Annotated in this window: 14 protein-coding genes; 2 read left to right on the forward strand and 12 right to left on the reverse strand. The window is 51.8% G+C overall.

Annotation, left to right across the window (positions count from 1 at the left end; all coding sequences use genetic code 11):
- Positions 1 to 5 precede the first annotated feature (5 nt).
- From metG to BQ7397_RS00535, 3 genes are all read right to left on the reverse strand, one after another.
- Positions 6 to 1976 carry a methionine--tRNA ligase gene (gene metG, locus BQ7397_RS00525; protein WP_077074252.1) on the reverse strand — a complete coding sequence of 657 codons (1971 nt, stop codon included), beginning with the start codon at positions 1974 to 1976 and terminating at the stop codon, positions 6 to 8.
- Positions 1977 to 2312: 336 nt separating this feature from the next.
- The gene (locus BQ7397_RS00530) at positions 2313 to 2744 is read right to left on the reverse strand and encodes a hypothetical protein (RefSeq protein WP_077074253.1); all 432 of its coding nucleotides are present in this window, start codon (positions 2742 to 2744) and stop codon (positions 2313 to 2315) included.
- Complete coding sequence (locus tag BQ7397_RS00535) at positions 2732 to 3064, reverse strand: hypothetical protein (protein ID WP_077074254.1); 333 nt, start codon at positions 3062 to 3064, stop codon at positions 2732 to 2734. Before BQ7397_RS00535 ends, BQ7397_RS00530 begins: the two co-directional genes overlap by 13 nt.
- A 176-nt stretch (positions 3065 to 3240) precedes the next feature.
- On the opposite strand from BQ7397_RS00535, the gene BQ7397_RS00540 reads away from it, so the two are divergent.
- Complete coding sequence (locus BQ7397_RS00540; protein ID WP_159435147.1) at positions 3241 to 3849, forward strand: pentapeptide repeat-containing protein; 609 nt, start codon at positions 3241 to 3243, stop codon at positions 3847 to 3849.
- A 53-nt stretch (positions 3850 to 3902) separates the two neighbouring features.
- Here the strand turns inward: BQ7397_RS00540 and BQ7397_RS00545 are convergent, their stop codons facing one another.
- From BQ7397_RS00545 to BQ7397_RS00585, 9 genes are all read right to left on the reverse strand, one after another.
- Entirely contained in the window at positions 3903 to 4559 is a 657-nt protein-coding gene (locus BQ7397_RS00545) for a YitT family protein (protein WP_077074256.1), read from the reverse strand.
- A 282-nt stretch (positions 4560 to 4841) separates the two neighbouring features.
- Positions 4842 to 5948: an aminotransferase class V-fold PLP-dependent enzyme gene (locus tag BQ7397_RS00550; RefSeq protein WP_077074257.1), complete on the reverse strand. Its 1107-nt coding sequence runs from the start codon at positions 5946 to 5948 to the stop codon at positions 4842 to 4844.
- Positions 5945 to 6193 carry a putative Se/S carrier-like protein gene (locus tag BQ7397_RS00555; RefSeq protein WP_077074258.1) on the reverse strand — a complete coding sequence of 83 codons (249 nt, stop codon included), beginning with the start codon at positions 6191 to 6193 and terminating at the stop codon, positions 5945 to 5947. The genes BQ7397_RS00550 and BQ7397_RS00555 overlap by 4 nt, the downstream gene beginning before the upstream one ends.
- An 88-nt stretch (positions 6194 to 6281) precedes the next feature.
- Entirely contained in the window at positions 6282 to 8345 is a 2064-nt protein-coding gene (locus BQ7397_RS00560; protein ID WP_077074259.1) for a helix-hairpin-helix domain-containing protein, read from the reverse strand.
- A gap of 62 nt (positions 8346 to 8407) precedes the next feature.
- A complete protein-coding gene (prfB, locus tag BQ7397_RS00565; RefSeq protein WP_077074260.1) occupies positions 8408 to 9517 on the reverse strand; it encodes a peptide chain release factor 2 in 1110 nt (369 codons plus the stop codon).
- A gap of 17 nt (positions 9518 to 9534) precedes the next feature.
- Positions 9535 to 12273, reverse strand: a complete 2739-nt coding sequence (secA, locus tag BQ7397_RS00570) for a preprotein translocase subunit SecA (protein WP_077074261.1) — start codon at positions 12271 to 12273, stop codon at positions 9535 to 9537.
- 79 nt (positions 12274 to 12352) lie between these two features.
- Positions 12353 to 12604, reverse strand: coding sequence for a DUF951 domain-containing protein (locus BQ7397_RS00575; protein WP_077074262.1), 252 nt, complete (start codon positions 12602 to 12604; stop codon positions 12353 to 12355).
- A complete protein-coding gene (locus tag BQ7397_RS00580) occupies positions 12601 to 13437 on the reverse strand; it encodes a mechanosensitive ion channel family protein (RefSeq protein ID WP_077074263.1) in 837 nt (278 codons plus the stop codon). Before BQ7397_RS00580 ends, BQ7397_RS00575 begins: the two co-directional genes overlap by 4 nt.
- Before the next feature lie 16 nt (positions 13438 to 13453).
- A complete protein-coding gene (locus BQ7397_RS00585) occupies positions 13454 to 14524 on the reverse strand; it encodes a hypothetical protein (RefSeq protein WP_077074264.1) in 1071 nt (356 codons plus the stop codon).
- A gap of 57 nt (positions 14525 to 14581) precedes the next feature.
- Here BQ7397_RS00585 and BQ7397_RS00590 point away from each other — a divergent pair, with 57 nt between their 5' ends.
- Positions 14582 to 15307, forward strand: coding sequence for a purine nucleoside phosphorylase YfiH/LACC1 family protein (locus BQ7397_RS00590; RefSeq protein WP_077074265.1), 726 nt, complete (start codon positions 14582 to 14584; stop codon positions 15305 to 15307).
- Positions 15308 to 15344 lie beyond the last annotated feature (37 nt).

The raw sequence follows: 15344 nt of genomic DNA on the forward strand, positions 1-15344 counted from the left end.
TCCTCCTAACTAAGCTTGGCGCCGGACTTTAACTCTTCCATGGTCGTTGCCAAAGACAGTTTGCCGTCCTTATCTTCCGCCGCAAGGAGCATGCCTTGGGACAAGACGCCGCGAAGCTTCGTGGGCTTTAGGTTGGCGAGGAGCAAGATTTGTTTGCCCGTCAGCTCTTCTTTCGTGTAAAAATCTTTGATGCTGGAGCAGATCACGCGCTTTTCGCCGCCGACGGTGAGATTTAACACGTAGAGGCGATCGGCATTGGGGTGATCTTCCACGGAGTCAACGGTGGCGACGCGAATGTCCAGCTTCGCAAAGTCGTCGATGGTGATCTCCGGCTTCAGATCCAATTCTTCCTCTTCTTCTACCTCTTCGCCCTTGGCGATTTTTTCAGCCTTTCTCTTTTCGATAAGGGCGTGGTTGGCATCCCAGAGGCGCTTCGTTTCTTCTTCGATGTCCAAACGCGGGAAGATGATTTTCTTTTCGCCTACGTGTTTGCCCGGCTCCAGAAGGCCCCAACGGGTGGCGTCTTCCGCCTTAAATTCCTTGGTCGCCGTAATTTGTTCGGCGATGGAATTGGCCGTATTGTTCATAAAGAAGGACAGAAGGATGGAGATGATACGCAAAGATTCCGCCAGATTGTATAGTACGGTGTCGAGACGTTTCTTTTCTTCGTCGCCGCCCTTGGCCAGGATCCAGGGCTCGTTTTCGTCCACGTATTTATTGCTGCGGCGAACCAATTTCCAAACGGCTTCCAGAGCCGTGGAGAATTGGTAGGTTTCCATTTCCTTTTCAAGTTCAGCCCATACGCCGACAGCCAGTTCTTTTAATTCCTTGTCCAGAGCCGTTTCGTCGTGGGGCGTGGGGACCATGCCGTCGTTGTATTTTTCGATCATGGAGACGGTGCGGGAGACCAAATTCCCCAAGTCGTTGGCCAGGTCGGAATTGAGGCGCTTCATAAAGCTTTGTACATTAAAGCTGCCGTCGTGACCGAAGGAAAATTCCCGCAAGAGGAAGTATTTCAACGCGTCCACGCCGTAAAGGTCGATAATGGGCTCGGGATAGATGATATTGCCCTTGGACTTGCTCATCTTGTCGTCGTCAAAGAGGATCCAGCCGTGACCGAAGACTTGTTTCGGCAGGGGCAGATCCAATGCCATAAGCATGGCGGGCCAAATAATGGTGTGGAAACGCATGATTTCCTTGCCTACCAAGTGGACATCCGCCGGCCAGAAGTCATTAAATTTTTCTTCGTCGGTGCCCAGGCCGCAACCCGTTAAGTAACAGGACAGGGCGTCGATCCAGACGTAGATGACGTGTTTGTCGTCGAAGGGAACGGGCACGCCCCAATTAAAGGTGGAGCGGGTGACAGAAAGGTCGTCCAAGCCGTCTTTTAAGAAAGAATTCACCATTTCGCTCTTGCGATAGGCCGGTTGAATAAATTCGGGATGGTCTTCGTAGTATTGAATCAGCTTGTCGCGATAGGCGGACAGGCGGAAGAAATAGCTTTCTTCGTGTTGCAAATGGGTGGGCCGTCCGCAGTCCGGGCAAAGATGATCTTCTCCTAATTGGGATTCCGCCCAGAAGGATTCGCAGGGCGTGCAGTAATAGCCTTCGTATTCGCCCTTATAGATTTCGCCTTTGTCATAGAGCTTTTGAAACAACATCTGCACGTTTTTTTCGTGCACGGGATCCGTGGAGCGGACAAAGGAATCGTAGTCGATGTCCATGGTCTTCCACAGCTTTTTCGTGTCGGCTACAATGGCGTCGATGTATTCCAAGGGCTCCTTGCCGACTTCCTTGGCCTTTTCTTCGATCTTTTGGCCGTGTTCGTCGGTACCGGTGGTAAACAAGACATTGTAACCTTGAAGGGTTTTATAGCGCTTAATGGCGTCGGCCGCTACGGTACAGTAGGTGTGGCCGATGTGCAAATTGTCGCTGGGGTAATAAATGGGTGTTGTTACGTAAAAGTTCTTTGACATGTATGCCTCCTCGCATATAGATGATATGCTCGACCATAGAGGATGGTCGATAAAAATTTCTTGTTTTAATTATACTATCAAGGCAAGTTCTTCGCAATGTAGCCCCGAAAGTGCTATACTTTTCACAGAAAAGATGGCTTTGACAAAGAAAAGCAGAAAAATCAATAAAACCTTCCGCTTGCCTGCGGCGATTTAACAGCGGCATCCGCTTGTAATTAAAAAAGAAGAGGCCTTCGCCGATAAATGGCTTATGCCTCTTCTTTGTCATTTCATGATGATGACTCTTTCTGAATTTAATCTTACCTTTTAACGCCGCACCACTACCTATACACATACCTATTGCAATGACTTCACATGAGAATCAATAGAGAACAGATCCACGATGAACGTGGCAAACCATACGGCAATGAGAGGGAGTTTCGACCCCGCGATTGGTGCGAGCTTAACAAAAGGAACATCCCACGAAACGCTCCGTCCGGCGCTGATGATTTCTAATGGCATAAAAACCAATAGTTCATTAACGAGCAATGCGATAACAAGGGATACAATCTGCGACCTTAAAAAATCCCGCTCCGTTATTTGCGATCTTTTTCTGAGTCCGCGCAAGAGCAAAAGCCACAGAAAGAAAGTAAGAAGCTGACCCACTCGACAGACCACAATATCATCCCCGAACATAAAGTCGAAAAGAAATGCGACAGCATTTGGAAACAATGCCCAAGGAAGAATTCGAAATACAAATGGATTACCTAGTTTTCTCATAAGCAACATGGAACCTTACCCCCAACAATCCCGGAATGCCCGGTACAATATGTCGATGTCTTTTTATTGGTAATTAATTTATCTCCATCTAAATACCCGAATCCTCCATATGTTACTCCATACGTCGTATTCTGATTCTCGCTCTCATACGCCGCAATTTCCTCACGTATCTTCGGCATTTGTTCTTGAAGCATTTTTTCTTCTTCAATTTTTTTATTCTCGAAGAAAGCACGTTTGTCTCTTGTTAAAAGTTCATCCCTTTCCGCCTTCTCTTTCTTTATATTATTAAACGGATAGGTTGAATCTAAAAAACCAAATGCAATCAGCATGTCAAATAAAGTATGAGAATTGGCGCTTTAGCGCCAACTGGGGAATTGTTGCAAGAGGAAGAAATTCAGAGCATGAGAGTGCTGCCGGCTAAGCCGGTGGTTCTGATTATACTTTCAAGGCAAGTTCTTCGCAATGCAGCCCCGAACGTGCTATACTTTTGACAGGAGGGATGGCTATGGAAGAAAGAAAAATGAACTATAAAGATCAAAACCTGACGGGAAAAGATTTCAGCAATCAGGATTTGTCCGGCGCGGATTTTTCCGGCAGCGATTTATCCCACGCCTGGTTCGACCACGCCGTCTTAAAGGGCGCGGACTTGTCCCGCTGCAACTTACAGGAAGTGAATTTCAGAAACGCCGATTTGAGGGGCGCGAACCTGAGCGGCGCCTATCTCTTCGGCGCCGTCTTGGAAAATGCCCTCTTAGACGATGTGATCACCGACGAGGACACGCAGTTTTTCCGCCTCCACTGTCCGGAAGAGGGCGCCTTTATCGGCTACAAGAGATGTTATAACCACCGACTCGTCACGCTCTACATTCCCGCCGATGCGGCACGCACCTCCGCCACCATGAACTCGTGCCGCTGCGACAAGGCCTATGTGGTGTCCGTTACGGATTTCGCCGGCAAGGAACATTTCAGCGACGCCGTCAGTTTAATCGACGATGATTTTATTTATAAACCCCGCACCATGATGTATGCCGGCAATTTCAATCCCGACCGCTGGCGGGAATCCACCGGCGGCATCCATTTCTGGTTGACGAAAGAAGAAGCCTTCGCCTACTGACAATTAAATTTTTCCACGAAAAAACGACGGACCTTTCGGTTCCGTCGTTTCTTTTATGCACTCTTTTCTACCGTTCCCTGGCTCACTTGCCATGCGGGTGCTTTCATCTTTAACTCGAATTGACCCACTAAGTAAGACGAGATAATCGTCGTCATAAATGAGAAGATCAGTCGAGTCGGTGCGATGTAGCTCAAGGACAGGGCCAGCACCACGGCGTCGGAAATAAAGTAGGCGCGAGAAATGGGCCACTTCATTTTTTTCGAGATCACCATGGCCAGGGCGTCGTCGCCGCCGGCACAGCCCCCGGCCGTGACGGCGATACCGCAGCCGCAGCCGATAAAGATCCCGCCGGCGATGGCGGCGAGAAAGGGCAGGTGGTAGAGATTGGGAAGCACCGGGCCGATAAAGTTAAAGATCCAATAGAAAATGGAAAAGGCCACGGTGGCTACGCCGGACTTCTTCAGGAAACGGGTTCCCAGCATAGAAAAGCCCAAGGCGTAGCAAATTCCGTCTAACACCGGAGATACATAGGCCAGGTTTAAGCCGACGACTTTCTTTAAAAACAGACTCATACCCAAGACACCGCCTTCGGTGATTTGGGATGGCTCGTGGACATTGACCACGCCGAAAGCCATAATGGCACAACCTAGCAGGATTTTGAAAAAATCTTTTTTCTTCAGTTCAAGGGGTCTCAGCAAATGACTGAGCATAAATGTCACTCCTAATTTGGCGATTAAGAGAACCAAAAAAAGACTGCCGTCTTAGGTTCTCCTAAATTCGCAATCTTGGATGGTGTCGATGCTTTTTGTTTTGCTGATTTTTTCTTATAAAAACTCTGAGCGGGGGTGTGCTTAACGGCTCGAAATGTCCCACATCAGGCACTCCTCGAACACCCATCGCACACCCTGCATCAGATAAAAACTACCGACTAAAATCGGTAACCACCGTAATCAAACAGTACTACTGGGATGATTATACCACAGTTCGCTCGACTATTCAATCACTTTTAATACGTCAAGTACTCGATCGATCTCTTCCTCTGTATTAAAGTAGGAAGGCGTCAGGCGGCACAGTCCCGATTCCTTCGTGTGAAGGTATTCGTGGAGCAGGGGCGCACAGTGGTAGCCCGGCCGCGTGGCGATGTCTTCTTCCTGAAGGAGCATGGCAAGCTCTTGACTGCTCATGCCGTCTTTTAAAATGCTCACGCAGGCGGTGCCCGGGTGCGAGGGATAGAAAATCCTGTAGCCCTCCAGCTCATAGAGGCCGTCTAAGAGGCGCTTGAAGATTTTATTTTTCTTTTCGTAATAGCTGTCCTCGGACACGAAGGAGGCGCCTTCCGCCAGACCGCAAAAGCCGTGGACATTGGCCGTGCCCGCTTCCCAGCAGACGGGCTTTTCGTGAGGCATGGCGTGATTGAAGCTGTCGATGCCGCTGCCCCCATGGGTCAGTGGCGGCATGTCGATGTCCTTGCCGTAGAAAAAGCCGCCGGTGCCCATGGGGCCGTAAAGGGATTTGTGCCCGGCAAAGCAGTAGACCAGCTTGTCCGTCCACTTTTCCGACAGATCCACTTTAATCTGTCCCAGTGCCTGTGCGCCGTCGATAACCAAAAAGAGATCGTGGGCCTTGGCAAAGTCCAAGACGCCGTCGAAATCCGTGACGCTGCCCACCACATTGGAGGCGTGGGAAATGACGATGGCCTTGGTGTTGGGTTTTAAAAATTTATCCAGGTAATTTAAATCCGGTTCGTAATCGTCGTTTAAGGGAAGAAAATCCAAGTCGCAGCCCGTGGCGTAAAGGGGTCTTAGGACGGAATTGTGTTCCATCCTCGAGGTGATCACGTGATCTTCTTTTCTGATCAGGCCGTGAACGGCGATGTTCAGGCTTTCCGTGACGCCGCTATTCAGCGCGATGGTCGGTTCCGAATGAAGAAGGGCCGCCATGTTTTTCCGCGCCTTTCTCAGGGCGTGGTAGGAGCGCTGCGCCCATTCGTGGCTGCCTCTTCCGGGATTGCCGTAGCCTTCCGTGAGCCCCGCATAGACGGCCTTTGCCACGGCTTCGGGCTTAATCGCCGTCGTGGCGCCGTTGTCTAAATAAATCATAGTTCCTCCACCTTTCGATTGCCGTGTTCTCTTTCGTAGGAATAGACGCCGTTGTAGGGAAGTTGCTTTTCCTTCAGTATACCCACCACGTCATCCACCTTGTCGATGTCCCCCATGAGAGACAGGCCGCAGGATTCTCTGATCTCCGGCAAGAGGGGAATCACCCGCGTGCCGAAGGCTTCCGTGGCATCCAATGCGTCGTAAACTTCGTCTTGATTGTCGAATGCGATGACAAATTTTTTCATCTTCTCCTCCTTCTCCCTCTTAAGTCTACTATAGCACAGCTTGCCCTTTTCAGAGGCAAAAAATAAAGCGGGGCAAACCCCGCTTCTGCTAATGTTGCATGTCTAAGGAAATTCGGCCCCGCTCTTTATCCACTTTCTCGATAACCACCGTCAGGCGGTCGCCGACTTTCAGCAGATTGTAAATGGCCTTTTTTCCCTTGCCTTTCATTTTGGAAATATGAAGCAGCCCTTCCTTCTTGACGCCGATGTCGATAAAGGCGCCGAAGTCCACCACATTCTTCACGACGCCTTCCAGCTCGAGACCGGGAATCAATTCTTCCATGGTGAGAGCCGAGCGGCGAAGGCCCACATCTTCCGTGTCGCCACGAGGGTCTCTCCCCGGCTTCTCCAACTCCTTGCGAATGTCTTCCACGGTAAAGGAGCCGGCTTCACGAAGGATTTTCTCCTCGCCCTCGGTGAGATCTTCTTCCCGTAAAATCAAGGCCGCCAAATCGTAGGATTCCGGGTGCACGCCGGTGCGGTCCAAAATATTTTCCGCGTCCTGAATGCGCAAAAAGCCCGCCGATTGCTTAAAGGCCTTTTCGCCTAAGCCCTTGACCTTTTTAATGTCCCGGCGATTTTTAAAAGCGCCTGTCGTCTCCCGATAGGAGACGATGTTTTTCGCGAGGCTCGGGCCGATGCCCGCCACAAAGGACAGCAAGGAGGCGGAGGCGGAGTTTATGTCCACGCCCACTTCGTTCACCGCTCCTTCCACCACGCCCTGCAGGCGATCGTCTAGGGCCTTTTTGTCCAGGTCGTGTTGGTATTGGCCCACGCCGATGTGGCGCGGCTCGATCTTCACCAGCTCCGCCAAAGGATCCTGGAGGCGTCTCGCAATGGAGATGGCGCCTCGCACGGTGACGTCCAGATCGGGAAATTCTTCGATGCCCAGCTCCGATGCGGAATAGACGCTGGCGCCGTCTTCGCTGACCACGGCATAGGCTACGTCTAAATTTTTTTCTTCGATGAGGCCCGAGACGAATTGCTCCGTTTCATAGCTGGCCGTGCCGCTGCCGATGGCGATAAATTTGACGTCGTATTTTTTCGCCAGGCCCGCGATGATCCGCTTCGCCTCTTCCACCTTTTGCACCGGCGGCGCGGGATAGATGACGGCGTTGTCTAAAAACTTTCCGTTTTCATCCACCACCGCCACCTTGCAGCCCGTGCGGTAGCCCGGGTCCAGTCCCAAGACCACGTAATGACCCAAGGGCGGACTGAGGAGAAGGGGTTTTAAATTATGGGCAAAGACCTCGATGGCATCGGCTTCCGCCCGCTCTTTTAAATCACGGCGGATTTCCCGCTCCAATGAGGGAAAGAGCAAGCGCTTAAAGGCGTCCTCCGCCATGGGAGAAAAGGCGTCGCTCTTGTCTTCGGCGGGTCGTCTGATTTGGGTGATCATGGAGATCAGCGCCTCTTCGTTGCACTGAATTTTGACCTTCACCGCCCCTTCCCCTTCGCCGCGATTCATGGCGAGGATGTTGTGATTCTTTACCTCTTTTAAGGGCGCGTGGAAATCCTCGTACATGGCGTAGGCAGCGTCTTCTTCCTTGCCGCTTTCCGTAAGGATTTCGCCCCGCCGCCATAAATAGCTTTTCAAGAGGCGGCGCACCGCCGGGTCGTTGGAAATGGATTCCGCCACAATGTCGCTGACACCGGCTAGGATTTCTTCCCTCTCCAGTCCCTCGAAGCCGTCCACCATGGCGTTAAAGGCGTCCATGCTTTCATCGGACATGAAGTTTTCCGCCAAGGGCCCCAAGCCCTTTTCTTCCGCCGCCGTGGCTCTGGTTCTGCGCTTGGGCTTGTAAGGGCGGTAGAGATCCTCCAGGGTCTGCATGTCCCAGGTGTTGTCGATGGTGCTTTTTAATTCCTCGGTAAGCTTTCCCAAGCCCTCGATGGTATTCAGCACCGTTTCCCGTCGGTCCGCCACCTTTTCCAGCTCCTGCTTGCGGCCTTCGATTTTGCGAAGCACTTCGTCTTCGATGCCGCCAGTGGCTTCCTTTCGGTAGCGGGCGATAAAGGGCACGGTGTTGCCCTCGTCTAAAAGCTTTAGCGTAGCGTCGATTCGCTCGGGGGCGATGTTAAATTCCCCGGCCAAAATCCTTCCAATGGTCATGGTTCCTCCATTTAAAAAGAGAGGGCGAGCCTCTCTTTTTATTCTTTATATCTTTATTCCAATCAGGCTTCCGCCTTGTCTTCCAAGTAGGCGTTGATGAAAGGATCCAAGTCGCCGTCCATGACGCGACTGACATCCCCCACCTCGGTGCCGGTGCGATGGTCCTTCACCATGGTGTAGGGTTGGAAGACGTAGGAACGAATTTGGGATCCCCAGGCGATTTGGGAATAGTTCCCCGCCAGGTCCTCGATCTTTTCCTTCTGCTCTTCCTCTTTCAAAGCCACCAGCTTGGCCTGCAGCATTTTCATGGCCTGTTCGCGGTTTTGTATTTGACTCCGCTCGTTTTGGCACTGCACCACGATCCCCGTGGGAATGTGGGTGATGCGCACGGCGGAATCCGTCGTGTTGACGTGTTGGCCGCCGGCACCGGAAGCGCGGTAGGTGTCCACCTTAATGTCTTCCTGATTGATTTCCACATCGGTGTTGTCGTCCAGCTCCGGATAGACGTCCACGGAAGTGAAAGAGGTGTGGCGTTTTTTCGCCGCATCGAAGGGCGAAATGCGCACCAAGCGGTGCACGCCCTTTTCCGATTTTAAATAACCATAGGCGTGGGGCCCGGAGATCAAAAGTGTCGCCGACTTAATCCCCGCCGTGTCCTCTTCCAGCATATCCAGCACTTCCACGGAATAGCCCTTGTCCTCGGCATAGCGCATATACATTCTCAACAGCATCCCCGCCCAGTCCTGAGCTTCGGTGCCGCCGGCACCGGCGTGAATGGCGAGAATGGCGTTGTTCATGTCGTACTCGCCGTTTAAAAGGGTTTGAATTTTAAACTCGTGGGCTTGCTTTTCGATGGCGTCCAGACTTTTTGTCAGCTGATCGTAAAGACTGTAGTCCTCTTCCTCTTCCATGAGCTCCAAGGTCACCGACGCCTCTTCCATAGCTTCTACTAGGTCGTCGTAAACGTCGGTGCGGGACTTAATGGCATTTTGTTGGCGAATAATTTTTTGCGCCGCCTCCGTGTCGTCCCAAAAGCCCGGCTCCATGGTTTTTTCCGTCAGCTCTCGGTTTTGTTGCTTCAGGCCTTCGATGTCGATGCTGTTGGCCAGTCGCTCGACCAGCTCCTCTACGGATTCCAGGCGATCCCGATCCAAAAATAAATTTTGCTCCATAGAGATCCTTTCCCGTCTTAGGCGTTTTTGCCGCAGCAGTGCTTGTACTTCTTACCGCTGCCGCAGGGACAGGGATCGTTGCGGCCGATTTTTTTCTCCGTGCGGCGAATGGGTTCTTGCACGCCGCTGTCGGGGTTCACGGTCTTGACTTCCTTGGCCACTTGTCTCCGTTCCATCTTTTCCGGGTTTTGAACGTGGTACATAATGCGCACGGTTTCTTCCCGAATGCTTTCGTTCATGGCTTCAAACATATCGAAGCCTTCTTCCGCATAGGCGCGGACCGGATCGATTTGGCCGACGGCTCTGAGGCCGATCCCTTGACGCAATTGATCCATGGCGTCGATGTGGTCCATCCAACGTTGGTCCACCACGCGCAGAAGAACGACGCGTTCCACTTCGCGGAAGGCTTCTTCGCCGAATTCCTTGACCTTTTCGGCATAGGCTTCCTTGGCTTCTTCCTTCATGTAGCGCTTGATTTCATCGGCGCTTGCATCCTTGTGACCGTCGAGGAAATGCTCGTCAAAGTCGAAGGCGCTGCGACCGAAGTGGTAAATGCCTTCGTAGTCGATGTATTTTTCGTGATTGTCGTTGATTTTGACGTTGAAGTCGATAGTGTCGTCGATTAAATCCTCCGTCATGGCGGCGATGTCGCCGGAAAGGTCGTCGCCCTTCAATACCTTTTCACGTTCGGAATAAATAACCTCCCGTTGCTTATTCATGACGTCGTCGTATTGCAAGACGTTTTTACGAATACTGAAGTTGTTGCCTTCAACCTTCCGTTGCGCCGATTCGATGAGACGGGTTAAAATTTTCGCTTCGATGGGCTCGTCTTCCGGCGCATCGATGCCGTCCATAACCTTTTTGAAGCGGTCGCCGGCAAAGAGGCGGATCAAATCGTCTTCGGCGGAAATGTAGAACTTCGTGCTACCTTGGTCCCCTTGACGACCGGAACGGCCTCGCAATTGGTTGTCGATACGACGGGATTCGTGGCGTTCCGTACCGATAATGTGCAAGCCGCCGTCGGCGATGACCTTTTCTTTTTCGGCGTCGGTTTCCACCTTGATTTCGTTGCGCAAATCGTTGAAGCGCTTTCTGGCTTCCAGGACCTCACGATCGTCGGTTTCGAAATAGCTGTCCGCCGCTTCGATCATTTCAGGCTCGTAGCCTTCTCTGGCCATTTTTTCCTTGGCCATAAACTCGGGATTGCCCCCGAGGACGATGTCGGTACCACGACCGGCCATGTTCGTCGCAATGGTGACGGCGCCGTAGCGACCGGCTTGGGCGACGATTTCAGATTCCTGTTTGTGGCGCTTCGCATTCAATACCTTGTGGGGAATGCCGCGCTTTTTCAGATAAGAAGATAGCTTTTCCGATTTTTCGATGGATACGGTACCGACCAGGATCGGTTGACCCGTTTCGTGACGACGAGCGATTTCGTCGGCGACGGCGCGGAATTTCGCATCCTCCGAGCGGTAAATGGCGTCGTCCTGATCGTCACGAATGACCTCTTTGTTGGTGGGAATTTCCACAACGTCGATATTGTAGATTTCTCTGAATTCCGATTCTTCCGTCATAGCCGTCCCGGTCATACCGGCGAGCTTCTTATACATACGGAAGAAGTTTTGGAAGGTAACCGTGGCCAAGGTTTTCGATTCGGCGCGGACTTCGATGCCTTCCTTCGCTTCGATGGCTTGGTGCAGGCCTTCGGAGTAGCGACGACCGTACATGAGACGACCGGTAAATTCGTCGACGATAATGATTTCGCCGTCGTCGACGACGTAGTCGATGTCGCGGTGCATGGTTCCCTTGGCCTTTAAGGCTTGGTGAATGTGGTGGAGCAGCTCCGTATTGTCGGGATCGGTTAAATTGTCGATGCCGAAATATTGTTGCGCCTTGTTCGTACCGATTTCGGTGAGGGTCGCGGTCTTTTGTTTTTCGTCGATGACGTAGTCCACGGTTTCTTCACGGAATTCGCGGTTAAAGCGATCTTCCGCTTCTTCCGCTTGGTCCTTGATTCTGAAACTCAAGGTATCGACGAAATTTTTCGCTTGCGTGTAGAGTTCGGTGGACTCATCCCCTTGACCGGAGATGATTAACGGGGTACGGGCTTCGTCGATTAAGATGGAGTCCACTTCGTCGACGATACAGTAGTAGAGTTCCCGTTGAACTTGATTTTCCTGATAGACTACCATGTTGTCACGAAGGTAGTCGAAACCGAATTCGTTGTTGGTCCCGTAAGTAATGTCGGCGCCGTAGGCCACTTGACGTTCTTCAGGGGTCATGTCGTGGAGAATACAGCCCACGGTCATGCCTAAGAAGGTATAGACCTTGCCCATCCATTGCTTGTCCCGTTCGGCCAGGTAGTCGTTGACCGTGACCACGTGGGTGCCCTTGCCTGCCAAGGCGTTTAAATAGGCGGGCAGCGTAGCGACCAAGGTCTTCCCTTCACCGGTCTTCATTTCGGCGATACGGCCTTGGTGGAGAATGATCCCGCCAAGAACTTGCACGGGGAAGTGTTTCATCCCCAGGACGCGATCGGCGGCTTCCCGCACCACGGCAAAGGCCTCGGGCAAAATATCGTCGAGGGATTCGCCGCCGGCGACGCGGTCTTTAAATTCGGTGGTCTTCGTTCTTAATTCTTCGTCGGTTAATTTTTGCATGGCACTGTCCATGGAGAGGACTTTCTCCATAATCGGGCGGATTTTTTTAATCTCCCGATCGGAGTAGGTGCCGAAAACTTTATCTAATAGAGACATTTATACACGTTCCTTTCACTAACTTTTTATTTTAACAAATTCGGCTCATTCTCGCAAGAAACGGGAGATATTTCATCGTTTATACACTTTCATCTTCCTCCGGTTCTTTCGCCAATCGATGATGAACGATGGCCACCATTTTGTCGCCTTCTTTTATTTTCCTGACCCGCTTTTCAAAATCCATGCGGGCCATCCAAATGGTACGATCGCAGCCCATGCAGGCCAGTTTTATATCCACCCCGGTCCGCAAAATCTTCCACAGATTTTCGCCGCAGGGATGGCCTTTCTTTAAGGTCACCACGTCGCCTTCTTCGTAATACAGTCGGTTCATTTCACCTCTCCTTTAAAGGGGATTTCGTAACGGGCGATGGGAATGCTGATGTCCGCCTCGTTCATGGCCTTGGCGATGGCCTTTCTTAAATCGTACTCCAGCTCAAATTGATTGTGGGCATCGTCCCAGGCGACAACGGTGATTTCGTAGCCGTTGGGAATAAAATTCGTCACGCCCCACACGTCGGATTCGGACTTGGGATATTTTTCTCCTAAGCTCTTTGCCGCCAAGTCGATGACGGCAATGGCCCGGTCGGGATCTTCCTTTCGGTCGACGGGAACCACGACCTTGGCCCGCTTGCGACCGCGTCCTTGATTGGTGACGATGCGAATGGCGGAATTGGGAATGGTATGCAGGGCACCGTCGAAATCGCGAATCACCGTGGCACGAAAGCCCAGGGATACCACATAGCCCTTCTTATCGGCGCACTCCACGTATTCCCCCACGGCAAACTGATCGTCGAAAATAATAAAAAAGCCGTTGAGGAAGTCTTTAATAATTTCCTGCGCCCCCATAGCCAGGGCCAAGGAACCGATCCCCGCCGTGGCGATTAAGGCGGAGGTGTTGATCCGGCACAGATTCAAAAAGATCAACAGGGCCACGCCGTAGACGGCGTATTTCGATGCATTGCCCGCCAGGTGGGTGAGGGTAATGACACGGCGCTTGTTGCGGATCGCCTTTCGCTCGCGATTGGCGATGTATTTCGTCAGGGCGCTGCCGATTATGCTCACCGCGATGCGGGCAGCAAAAAAGAGCAGGACTCCTGCGATGATGATGCCGGGAATACTTAATTTCCCCGGCGCCGTAAATAAAAAGGCTCTCACTTCAGTCATAGAAACTCCAGTCTGATTACTCCGCGTACTTTAATTCCTGAATTTTGTTTTTGCTCAATGACAGATGAGGCTTTAGGCGATAAAAGGCCAGGTGCTTGTGTTCGTAGGCCGCCACATAGCCGTCTTTTAAAATGAGCTTTTCCTGATTGTCGTCGAAGCGAATGTGATAGGGCGCGGCGGAAGTGGGCCGGGATAAAATTTCCCGATTGCCGTAGGCGAATAGGCCTTCCTTCATGACCGCCAAACGATCCACATTAGCCTCCATAAGGTAGTGCTTTCTTTCCCTGAGCTTGGAGTCGTAGACGCTGAGCAAGCCGCTGTGAAGGGAATAGAGGCGATTGTGGTACATGGCCACGTCGGAGAGGATCGGCGTCTTTTCCGTCATAAGCTCTTTGCTTAAGCCGTACAAATGCTTTTCCGTGAGAATCACGGGATACTTGCCCACGACCATGCGCATGGCCACTTCCATGGGAAACTCCGCACTTTCCATGGCGCCGGGATCGGCTTTGCCCGATCGACTGTAGACCGTGGTCTTGTAGCCGTTGGCCGCATTGGAAAGCTCCGTGACCACGAAGGACTTCCGCGAATCGAATCTGTAGTCTAAAATATAATTTTTCGTTTGAAAGACTTCGGACAGGCTGCCGCCGTCGGAAGCTACAAAAAGTTTTTCGCCGTCGTCGTAGCGGCAATGGAATATGCGCGTGCCGTTTTGGACACAGGCATTAAACAAAGCGCCGTCCAAATGGTAGGACTGCTTTTCCTTGCCGTCTTCGCCGAATACCGCCACCTTGTCCACGTCTTTGTCGTAAAGCATGGCGTCGGCTTCGCCGAAAAATGCCTTCTGCCCTTCCCCTAAACGGTCCACCACTTTTTTCCGCTGCTGCTTGTCGTAAAAAACCAAACGGTCCCCGTCGAAGGTGGCGAGGACGCCGCCCTTCAAAATGCCCATGGCGGTGATTTCCTGATTGGTCTTCGTTTGAAATAATGCTTCGGCCTTGTAGGGAAGGAGCGTCTTTCCTTTGATTCCCAAGAGGGCGACGCTTATAATGATAAGAAAGAGGAGCATCCTCTTTTTAAATTTTCTCATAAATTCCTCCAGAACCATTATAACCAATGGAAAGAGAGTTGGAAAGGCGGTTAAACCGTGTTATTAAGAGATTCCCGCGGGATACGCTTCGCCGTGTCTCAAAAGCCCTACGATTTTCGCGCCTCCCTCGGCGGCGATCACATGCGAAAAGACACCGAAGGCTTCTTAAATGAATTGCAAGTGAATGCCCGCGCCGTTTATTTTATGAACCAAACCCATTCCGATCATGTGGCTCTCATCGACGGCGAGCAATCGGGCGACGATTACTTCGGCTATCGAATCGTGGCCGACACCGACGCCATGGTGACGAATGAAAAGCACTTAGCCCTCGTCAGTCGCATCTCCGACTGCACGCCGGTGCTTCTTTACGATCCCGTAAATGAAGCCATGGCATGTATCCACGCGGGCTGGCGCTCCACGGTGAAAAAGCTGCCCGCAAAGGCCCTTGCCGCCATGACGAAAAATTACGGCACGGATCCCGAGGACGTCCTGGCCTTTATCGGCCCATGCATCGGCCCCGACAGCTTTCAGGTGGGCAAGGAAGTGAGCGCCCTGTGGCGGGAGGCCTTTTCCTTCGCCGAAGACGTCATCCGCCCCGACGACGATCATCACGACTTTATCGACATGAAAAAAACCAATGCCCTCATGCTTCAAGAAGCGGGGGTTAAAATGGAAAATATTACCGTGGATCCCGCCGACACCTTTACCGATCCCCGCTACCATTCCTATCGCCTAAGCGCGCCGGAATACGGGAGCAACGCCTTGTTTGCCCTGCTCCTGTAAAAAGGGCTTGACATTTTTCCTCCATCCCCGTATACTA

Origin of the sequence: Aedoeadaptatus urinae (assembly GCF_900155585.1) — a bacterium.
GTDB classification, from domain to species: domain Bacteria; phylum Bacillota; class Clostridia; order Tissierellales; family Peptoniphilaceae; genus Aedoeadaptatus; species Aedoeadaptatus urinae.

What these genes read in the sequence shown, in the direction of transcription:
- metG (WP_077074252.1), bottom strand. Translation starts at nt 1,976, where the DNA reads ATGTCAAAGAACTTTTACGTAACAACACCCATTTATTACCCCAGCGAC.
- BQ7397_RS00530 (WP_077074253.1), bottom strand. Translation starts at nt 2,744, where the DNA reads ATGTTGCTTATGAGAAAACTAGGTAATCCATTTGTATTTCGAATTCTT.
- BQ7397_RS00535 (WP_077074254.1), bottom strand. Translation starts at nt 3,064, where the DNA reads ATGCTGATTGCATTTGGTTTTTTAGATTCAACCTATCCGTTTAATAAT.
- BQ7397_RS00540 (WP_159435147.1), top strand. Translation starts at nt 3,241, where the DNA reads ATGGAAGAAAGAAAAATGAACTATAAAGATCAAAACCTGACGGGAAAA.
- BQ7397_RS00545 (WP_077074256.1), bottom strand. Translation starts at nt 4,559, where the DNA reads ATGCTCAGTCATTTGCTGAGACCCCTTGAACTGAAGAAAAAAGATTTT.
- BQ7397_RS00550 (WP_077074257.1), bottom strand. Translation starts at nt 5,948, where the DNA reads ATGATTTATTTAGACAACGGCGCCACGACGGCGATTAAGCCCGAAGCC.
- BQ7397_RS00555 (WP_077074258.1), bottom strand. Translation starts at nt 6,193, where the DNA reads ATGAAAAAATTTGTCATCGCATTCGACAATCAAGACGAAGTTTACGAC.
- BQ7397_RS00560 (WP_077074259.1), bottom strand. Translation starts at nt 8,345, where the DNA reads ATGACCATTGGAAGGATTTTGGCCGGGGAATTTAACATCGCCCCCGAG.
- prfB (WP_077074260.1), bottom strand. Translation starts at nt 9,517, where the DNA reads ATGGAGCAAAATTTATTTTTGGATCGGGATCGCCTGGAATCCGTAGAG.
- secA (WP_077074261.1), bottom strand. Translation starts at nt 12,273, where the DNA reads ATGTCTCTATTAGATAAAGTTTTCGGCACCTACTCCGATCGGGAGATT.
- BQ7397_RS00575 (WP_077074262.1), bottom strand. Translation starts at nt 12,604, where the DNA reads ATGAACCGACTGTATTACGAAGAAGGCGACGTGGTGACCTTAAAGAAA.
- BQ7397_RS00580 (WP_077074263.1), bottom strand. Translation starts at nt 13,437, where the DNA reads ATGACTGAAGTGAGAGCCTTTTTATTTACGGCGCCGGGGAAATTAAGT.
- BQ7397_RS00585 (WP_077074264.1), bottom strand. Translation starts at nt 14,524, where the DNA reads ATGAGAAAATTTAAAAAGAGGATGCTCCTCTTTCTTATCATTATAAGC.